The organism is Halomonas sp. 3D7M, assembly GCF_014897885.1.
Lineage (GTDB): Bacteria > Pseudomonadota > Gammaproteobacteria > Pseudomonadales > Halomonadaceae > Vreelandella.
The window spans coordinates 3,180-11,860 of record NZ_JABUZF010000265.1 but is presented as its reverse complement, the minus strand read 5'-3'; the positions used below and the strand labels follow the sequence as shown (position 1 = coordinate 11,860).

Genomic DNA, 8,681 nt, shown 5'->3' with positions numbered 1-8,681 from the left:
GAGCGGATGTATTGCATCCCGCGGTGCTGCGGCTGATTCAAGCGACGGTAGACGGCGCGAAAGGACACTGCCCCGTGGGTGTCTGCGGTGCCGCCGCGGGTGATGAGCGGGTCGCGCTTCTGCTCGTCGCGCTGGGTGTCGATGAACTCTCTGTAGAACCTGCACGTGTGCCTGCAGTGAAAGCTGCCCTGCGTTGCCTGAATGCTGCCGCACTGGCAGATGAACTTCCCGCACTACTGGCCTTGGACGATGCGACCGCTGTACGCCAGCACTTAAGCGCGTGGCTTGCTAAGGCCAACCAAACCGACATAACAACAACGACCCTTGAGAGGTGCTGAAATGTCTTCTACGACCTTCGGTTCCCGCCTGATGGGCGGGCTACAGCGGCTTGGCCGCTCTCTGATGCTACCCATCGCGGTATTGCCCATTGCAGGTCTATTGCTGCGCCTTGGGCAGCCTGATCTGCTGGATGTTGCCTTTATTGCTGGCGCTGGCCAGGCCATTTTCGCCAACCTGGCGCTGATTTTTGCCATCGGCCTCGCCGTAGGCTTCGCGGATGATAGTAACGGCGCTGCCGGCCTGGCCGGGGTGATTGGCTACCTGGTGCTAGATGCGGTGCTGACCGCGCTTAACCCTGAGATTGATATGGGGGTGCTGGCAGGGATTATTGCCGGCAGCGTGGCAGGCCTGCTTTATAATCGCTATAAGTCGATTCAGCTCCCTGACTATCTGGCCTTTTTTGGTGGGCGACGCTTTGTACCTATTGCTACTGGCCTAGCGGCAGTAGCAATGGGGGTGGTTTTTGGGGTGATTTGGCCGCCTATTCAACATGGCATTGATGCTCTTGGTCACTGGCTGATTGGCGCCGGTGAACTGGGGCTTTTCGTTTACGGAACGATTAACCGTTTGTTGATTATGACGGGTCTGCATCACGTGCTGAATAGCCTGGTGTGGTTCGTCTTCGGCAATTTTGAGACAGCCGCTGGGGTAGTAGCCAATGGCGACCTTAACCGTTTCTTTGCTGGTGACCCTGAAGCAGGGCGCTTTATGGCGGGCTTTTTCCCGGTGATGATGTTCGGCCTGCCAGCCGCGGCGCTGGCCATGTACCATGCCGCACCAAAAGGACGCCGTGCCCAGGTGGGTGGCTTGTTACTTTCGCTGGCATTGACGGCTTTCCTGACCGGTGTCACCGAACCCATCGAATTCACCTTTATGTTTCTGGCACCGCTGCTTTATGGCATGCACGCAGTGTTAACAGGCATTTCCATGGCGCTGCTGCACTGGCTGGACGTGAAGCTTGGCTTCACCTTCTCCGCTGGAGCCTTTGACTTTGCACTCTCTTACGGGCTTTCCACCAATGGTTGGCTGATGCTGCCTGTCGGCCTCGTCTATTTTGTTCTGTACTACACGGTATTTCGCTGGGCCATCGTCCGCTTTAATCTACCTACCCCAGGGCGCGAGCCGGAAAGTGCTTCCTCCGCAGCAGCCCCGACACCACTCGGTGAGCGTGGCCCAGCGTTTGTCACGGCGTTAGGTGGCGCGAGCAACCTGCAAAGCGTAGGTGCCTGTACGACTCGGTTGCGCTTGGTGCTGGAGAATCCTGAGGCAATTGATGAGCCGGCTCTGAAATCGTTGGGCTCTCGGGGGATTATGCGTCTCCAGGGCGGTGGTCTCCAGGTAGTGATGGGGCCCATTGCGGATGGTATCGCAGATGAGATTCGACAAGCGCTCAAGCAGAGTGGAGCGGCGATTGATGCTAATACCTCTTCTCATGGCCCTGCTGCACATAGTCCTTCTGCACATAGTCCTTCTGAACAGAGCCCTGGCACCCCCGCAACCCCTTCTCAACCAACGGCATTGCCCGCCGAGGTGGCCCAACGCTGGATGGCTGCCTTAGGTGGTAATGCCAACGTGCAACGGCTGGACGTCCAAGCCCAGACACGCCTGCGCGTAGAGCTAGTCGATGGCGCTGGTCTAGACAGCGCAGCGCTTGACCAACTGGGATGTAGAGGCATTCAGGCGTTGAACGGCAATACATGGCATCTGATCGTCGGCGATCAAGCCGCTGCTATCGCGCATTCACTAAGAGCCTAACGCTCGTAATCGACACCCGTTACTCGGCAACGGCCGAGTAACGGGGAGCCGTGGCGATTTAGCCAAGACTTCTACGTCATAGACCCATGTTTATGGGGCAGCGCTGCGCTGCCCCACAGACCCCGCGCGTCTTTAAAACGTGCACATCACTGCAACGCTAATACAAAATCAACAACAATCGGATACGACGCCATGCTGATATCAAGCATACCTACGCCCCAAAAAGGGCAACCGTTAGGTCGCTTTGGTCAACTAGCCCTGATCGGTACCTTATCGTTGGTTCCTTTGACATCTTCTGCCGACGAGCCCCAGGGCTTTATGGAAGAGGCCAGCCTTGAGACCACCCTGTTTTATATCTATCGCGACCGTGATCGTCGTTCGGGAGGTATGGGGCCTGATGGCGAGGGCACTCCAGGGGCTTACGCTTCCAATCTGCAGCACTCCACCGCCAATCTGGCTGTCGACTTTTCGAGTGGTCATGCGGGGGGCGTTGTAGGACTGGATCTAGCCGCCTTTGCTGCTTACGACTTTCAGAACCGCCACCAGGGCACGGAATTCAATTTCCGCCCAGCGAGTACGCTCTGGGAGGAGCGCTGGGACGGCAAGGAGACGAATGGTGCCAGCCTCTACCGGGCCGCACTCAAGTTCAAGTTTGGCGATATGTGGGGGCGGCTAGGCTATCTGCAGCCCCAAGGCACCAGTGTTATCGCCCCTAACTGGTCCTTCCTGCCAGGCACTTATCGCGGTGGAGAACTCGGCGCCAGGATAGGTGACCTATCGCTGAGCTATTTTCATGCTGATCGTTACAAGGCGCCTTGGTATCAGAGCTTCTACGAGTTCCGCCAAGCTGATGGAGAAACGATCGACTACCTGCACTCGCTGGGAGCACGCTACGACGTCACCGATGACTTGGCCATCGAAGCAGCTTTTGGGCAAGCCCAGGGCTATATGGATCAAGGGTTCGGCAAGGTGTCTTATGCTACCCAGCTGAACGACTCCCCGCTGCGTTTGAGTTACCAAACCTACGCCGCCCGTGACCGCCATGACGATGGCTCAGCCAACGACGTCTATGACGGTACTGCCTGGCAACAGGTGCTTACCGCTCACTATGATCAGGGGGCCTTCGATTGGCGGCTTGAGTTTAGCTGGGTGCATGCACCTGGGGCTCAGGGCTACTTCCTGCCGCGAATGACCACTCCTTATGCATCGTCCAACGGCCGCTTGGATATCTGGTGGGATGCCCGATCCGACTGGAATCACGATGGTGAAAAGTCCCTCTACGCCGGTGTCACCTATGACCTGGAAGGCTGGGATTTGCCTGGTTGGTCACTGGGCTTGGCTCATGCTTATGGCTGGGATGCTCGTCCCTACTCAGGTTTTGAGGACCCCGGGCGCCGCTTCAGTGAGTCCGCCTGGAACTTTGACGTGCATTACAAAGTTCAGAATGGCTGGGCCGAGGGCACGCGTTTTCAACTGCACTATACCCGCTACGACAACCGCACCGACTACGCCTCCTGGGGAGATGGCGGCTTTAAAAATGCCTTTCAAGATGAGCACGACATCAAGTTCACGGTCGTGGCTCCTTTCTCGATTCTGTAATGCTTGAGGTGAAAACAATGACAACATTGACGAAGGCCCTAACGACACTGGCTATCGGGGTTGCAATCAACTCGGCGGCAGCCCAGGCCAGCGAAACCACTCAGCTTGATGCGTCGTCTGCCCATGACTTGGCGCAGCGGCTAGACGTGCAGTACAAGGTAACTGCCAACCAGCCACAGGCGCATGATATCGACTGCCAGAGATTGGGGGCGGATTACGCCGCCTGTTTCACCGCGACGATCCTTTTGACCAATACCTCCGATAAGGCCATTGAGGCGAGCGACTGGGGGCTGTATTTCTCGAGTATTCGTCGTCTGCTGCAGATGGATCATCCTGAACTGTCACTGACGCGTATCACAGGGGATCTCCATCGCCTTGAACCCAATGACACCTTTACTGGACTGGACGCTGGAGAGAGCCTGGAAATTCCCATCGTGGGTGAGTACTGGCAGCTATTCATGACCGATGTGATGCCCAACTGGTACCTGGCAGTGGGCGATGAAACCGCGGTGATCGATAATACCCGTGATGAAGTGCTGACCGATTTTGTCCGTGCTCCTTTCGGTGAGCAGCTTATGCGTACACCGGACGATAACAACGTGGTGATGACGGCCGAGACACGCTTCGAGCGCAACGCTGCGGCCACTGCAATGCCCGCCGACGCATTGCGGGGAGCTATTTTGCCGACACCGCGCTCATCTCGCCTGGGAGAGGCTACTCTCGATTTGTCTGAAGGGGTCAGCCTCGAGATGCCAATGCTGAGCGAGGCCAGCCTAGCGGTACTGGGAGAGCGCTTCGAACGGCTCGACATCCCCGTCAACGAAGGTGGCGACAGCTTGGTGATCCGAGCCCGCTTGGTCTCTGAGTCAGACGTTCTCGATGAAGCGTTGGCACGGGAGGGAGGCTATCGCCTGCAGCTCAATGAGTCCGGTGCCGATATTCTGGCCTTTGACGCTAGCGGGGCTTTCTACGCTGTCCAGTCGCTAATAGCGGCCATGGATGAGGAAGGGCTGGTGCCAGCGATGGACATTGATGATGCTCCACGTTACGACTATCGCGGCGTCATGTTGGATGTTGCACGGAATTTCAAAGATAAGGCCTCAGTGTTGCGCTTGCTGGATCAGATGGCTGCGTACAAGCTCAACCGTTTCCACTTCCATCTCACCGATGATGAGGGCTGGCGGCTGGAAATTCCGGGGTTGGCGGAATTAACCGAAGTAGGCAGCAAGCGCTGTCATGATCTGGAAGAAACGAACTGTCTTTTACCTCAGTTGGGCTCTGGGCCAGAGGACGATACTGCCGGTAGCGGTTTCTACACCCGTGAGGATTATATCGATATCGTTCGCTATGCCGAGGCTCGCCATATTCAGGTGGTGCCTGAAATTGATATGCCGGCTCATGCTCGTGCCGCTGTGGTGGCTATGGAAGCGCGATATCGTCGGCTGATGGAGGAGGGCGATAGTGCGGCAGCCAATGAGTATCGATTAATCGACCCTGAAGATACGTCTAATACGCTGTCGGTTCAGCTCTATGATCGTCGCAGCTACCTTAACCCCTGTCTTGAGTCGACGAACCGCTTTGTCGATAAGGTGATGGGCGAAGTGGTATCGATGCACCAAGAGGCGGGCCAGGCGCTGGACAATTGGCACTTTGGTGGTGATGAAGCCAAGAATATCCTGCTAGGTCATGGTTTTCAGGATATCGATGCTGAAGAACCGGTCGACTGGCGAGGAACCATCGACCAGAGTGATCAGCACCATCCCTGGGAGGCGTCGCCAATTTGCCAACAGAGCGTTGCCGATGGAGAGGTCGCTTCTGTAGAGGAACTGCCGAGCCGTTTTGCCCTACAGGTCAATCAACTCGCTGATAGCTACGGAATAGCGCGGATGTCAGCCTGGCAAGACGGCCTAAAGCATGTTGAGTCCGCCTCCGAGTTTGCGACGCCGCAGGTCGCGGTCAATTTCTGGGATCCGCTGTTTTGGGGCGGTAGTCAGTCGGTGGCCGAGTGGCAGTCGCGGGGCTATGAGGTGATTCTTTCTAGCCCAGATTATCTCTACTTTGACATGCCCTACGAGGTCAACCCACACGAACGAGGCTACTACTGGGCGACACGTTTCACCGATACGCGCAAAGTGTTCTCCTTTGCCCCCGATAATCTGGCGCAAAATGCGGAAACCTCAGTTGATCGAGACGGCAATACCTTTCGTTCCGAGAGCGCCGAGGGGTGGCAAGGCGCTCGGGGGATTTCCGCTCAAGCCTGGGGTGAAACGGTACGTAGCGAGACGCAGATGGAGTACATGATCTTCCCGCGTCTGCTAGCGTTGGCCGAGCGAGCCTGGCACCAAGCCGAGTGGGAACTCGATTATCAACCTGGTCAGGCGTTCATCGGTGGCGAGACGTCCTTTGTCGACCATGAGTCGTTGATCGAGGACTGGCAGCGTTTTGCCAACCTGCTTGGCCAGCGTGTCCTACCACGGCTGGAGCGTGATGGAATCGCTTATCGTCTGCCGTTGCCAGGAGCCCGGGTTGAAGCGGGTAGGCTAGTGGCCAATGTCGCTCTGCCGGGAGTAAGTATTGAGTACTCCTTAGACGATGGGGCAAGCTGGCAGGTCTATCAGGACAGCGCGCCACCCGAGGTGAAAAACACGGTGCTACTGCGCAGCGCCAGTGCCAATGGTCAGCGGCATAGCCGTGTCGTGACGCTAAATTAACTACTGTTCAGGTAGCGAGAGCCCTCATAAATCGGTGTTGCCTTGGAGGGCTCTGAGTCTCTGTAGTCCGGCTGGGAGCGGCGAGCGTAATCGGATAAGCTGAGAAGTTCTATCACCAGGAGTGCACCATGACATCACGCCTTATCGTTTCCGACCTTGACGGTACGCTGTTAGGCAGCGACCACCGACTGCACGACAGCACTATTGAGGTGCTGAGAGCGCTTGTATCGCAGGGCCATCATGTCGCGCTGGCGTCTGGTCGCCACTATAACGATATGCGGGTGTTTCGCGATCAGTTGGATATCCCGGCCTATTTAATCAGTACCAACGGGGCATATATCCATGCTCCAGATGGCACGCTTTTGAGCGCGACCCATCTTGAACCAGCCCATGCCGAAACGCTTATTCAGTTGCCGCGCCCGCCTCAGGTGAGGCTCAACCTTTACCGTGAAAGCGGCTGGTATATCGATGCCGACGCACCGCATCTGTTGTCATTGCATGCCTCGACGGGCTTTGGTTACGAGGTTGTGCCGCCGGAAGCGATGGATGCCGATGGAGTTGGTAAAGTGCTCTATCTGGGCGATCCGGCTGCGTTAGCGCAATTGGAATGTCAGGCCCAGGAGGCGCATGGTCACAGCTTACATATCACATACTCAACGATCGACTCTTTAGAAATTATGGCGGGTGGCGTTAATAAAGGCGTGGCCTTAACGGCGCTGCTGAAAAAGCTAAAGCTAACGCCGGCAGAGTGCTTAGCATTTGGCGATAACCTAAACGATACTGAAATGCTTAATCTGGCAGGGGAAGCCCAGGTAATGGCGAATGCCCACCTAGCCCTATTTGATCGTGTTTCCAGCGCTGAGCGTATTGGCCATCATGGCGAAGCGGCTGTCGCTCAGTGGCTAGCAAAGCGCTTCGCGCTGTAATAAACGCTTCACGCTGCAACCTTGGTCGATGGCCGCTTGCGATAGGGTGGCCACTCCACCATCATCTAGCCCCTAAAATGATAATAACGAGTAATAATAACCCAGGGGCACATTGCTACCATGACAACCACACCTGCTACCTTGATGGTCGTTGATGACGACGCGGAAATCCGCGAACTGTTGGCAGACTATTTAGGGCGTCACGGCTATCACGTGTTGACTGCCGACGGGGCGGATTCGCTGTATCAGCAACTGGTTGATCAAGCGCCAGACTTGTTGGTCGTTGACGTCATGATGCCGGGGGATGATGGTTTTACCATCTGCCGGGAACTGCGCAGAACCAGCGATACGCCGATTATTATGCTCACCGCCAGTGCCGATGATACCGACCGCATTTTGGGGCTTGAGTTAGGCGCTGATGACTATATCGCTAAGCCCTTCAACCCTCGTGAGTTGCTGGCGCGGATTAAAGCGGTGTTACGCCGAGCCCGCCCGGCAGCAACTGGCACGCCAACCCAAGAGGCTCGCTGGGTACGCTTTGGCGACTGGCAACTAGACCGCATGACCCGCGAACTGATTGACCAGGAAGGTATTCGCACCGCACTTTCTGGCGCAGACTTTCAACTACTGCAAGTATTTCTGGAACGGCCTGCCACCGTCATTACTCGCGATGATCTCTACACCTTGACCCGCGGCCGTGAAGCGCCACCGTTGGATCGCTCTATTGATGTACACGTGTGCCGCTTGCGCCAGCGACTGGGGGAAGATGCACAGCACTCTCAACTGATTCGAACCGTGCGTGGGGCTGGTTATGTGCTAACCGCCAGGGTTGAAGCCGCTTCGTGAAAGGTGTAAAGCGCAAACTCGCGCGCTGGTTGCCGAGCAGTCTACGTGGGCGCTTTGTGGTCATTATGATTGCGGGAGTGCTGGCTGCTCAAGCGGCTAGCTATGCGCTATGGACTTCCCAAGTGCGGGCCAGCCAGCTTGAACAGCTAGATGAGCTTTCCAGCAATATGGCCTTCAGTATTGCCTCGACCATGCGGTTTTTCCGTTCGCTGCCGGTAGATTACCGGCACATTGTGTTGGATCAGTTGCGAAGCATGGGCGGCACGCGGTTTTTTGTCAGCGTGAACGAGCGACGCATTGCCGTGGAAGATATTGGCAGTGGCCCAGAAAAAGAGGTCGTGGTAGACAATGTACGTGCTATCTTGACCGAGCAGCTCTCCATCGACGATGTGGTGGTGGAGTTTTCCCGCCCGGAAAGCTTGCGTGTCTTCAATAACGAAGTGCTGCTTTATGATTTGCCACCCCGATGGGGGCAGCACAGTCTGTTAATGGAGCCGCTTTCGCC

The 8,681-nt window shown here is 56.5% G+C and carries 6 protein-coding genes and 1 pseudogene; all 7 read left to right on the top strand.

Going from position 1 to position 8,681, the window contains the following annotated elements; genetic code table 11:
* A partial coding sequence (locus INT22_RS21410; protein WP_319022103.1) for a putative PEP-binding protein occupies positions 1-338 on the top strand: 338 nt, incomplete at its 5' end.
* A gap of 1 nt (position 339) precedes the next feature.
* Positions 340-2,094 (top strand): N-acetylglucosamine-specific PTS transporter subunit IIBC, encoded by a 1,755-nt coding sequence (nagE, locus tag INT22_RS17560; protein ID WP_193068657.1) that lies wholly within the window; start codon positions 340-342, stop codon positions 2,092-2,094.
* Positions 2,095-2,286: 192 nt separating this feature from the next.
* A complete protein-coding gene (locus tag INT22_RS17555; RefSeq protein ID WP_193061591.1) occupies positions 2,287-3,693 on the top strand; it encodes an OprD family outer membrane porin in 1,407 nt (468 codons plus the stop codon).
* Positions 3,694-3,710: 17 nt separating this feature from the next.
* Positions 3,711-6,404 carry a beta-N-acetylhexosaminidase gene (locus tag INT22_RS17550; protein WP_193068656.1) on the top strand — a complete coding sequence of 898 codons (2,694 nt, stop codon included), beginning with the start codon at positions 3,711-3,713 and terminating at the stop codon, positions 6,402-6,404.
* 128 nt (positions 6,405-6,532) lie between these two features.
* Positions 6,533-7,330 carry a Cof-type HAD-IIB family hydrolase gene (locus INT22_RS17545; RefSeq protein ID WP_193061593.1) on the top strand — a complete coding sequence of 266 codons (798 nt, stop codon included), beginning with the start codon at positions 6,533-6,535 and terminating at the stop codon, positions 7,328-7,330.
* 120 nt (positions 7,331-7,450) lie between these two features.
* Positions 7,451-8,176, top strand: a complete 726-nt coding sequence (locus tag INT22_RS17540; RefSeq protein ID WP_193061594.1) for a response regulator — start codon at positions 7,451-7,453, stop codon at positions 8,174-8,176.
* Positions 8,173-8,681: pseudogene (locus INT22_RS21405) on the top strand (ATP-binding protein); the annotation flags it as partial. The gene INT22_RS17540 and the pseudogene INT22_RS21405, both read left to right, overlap by 4 nt.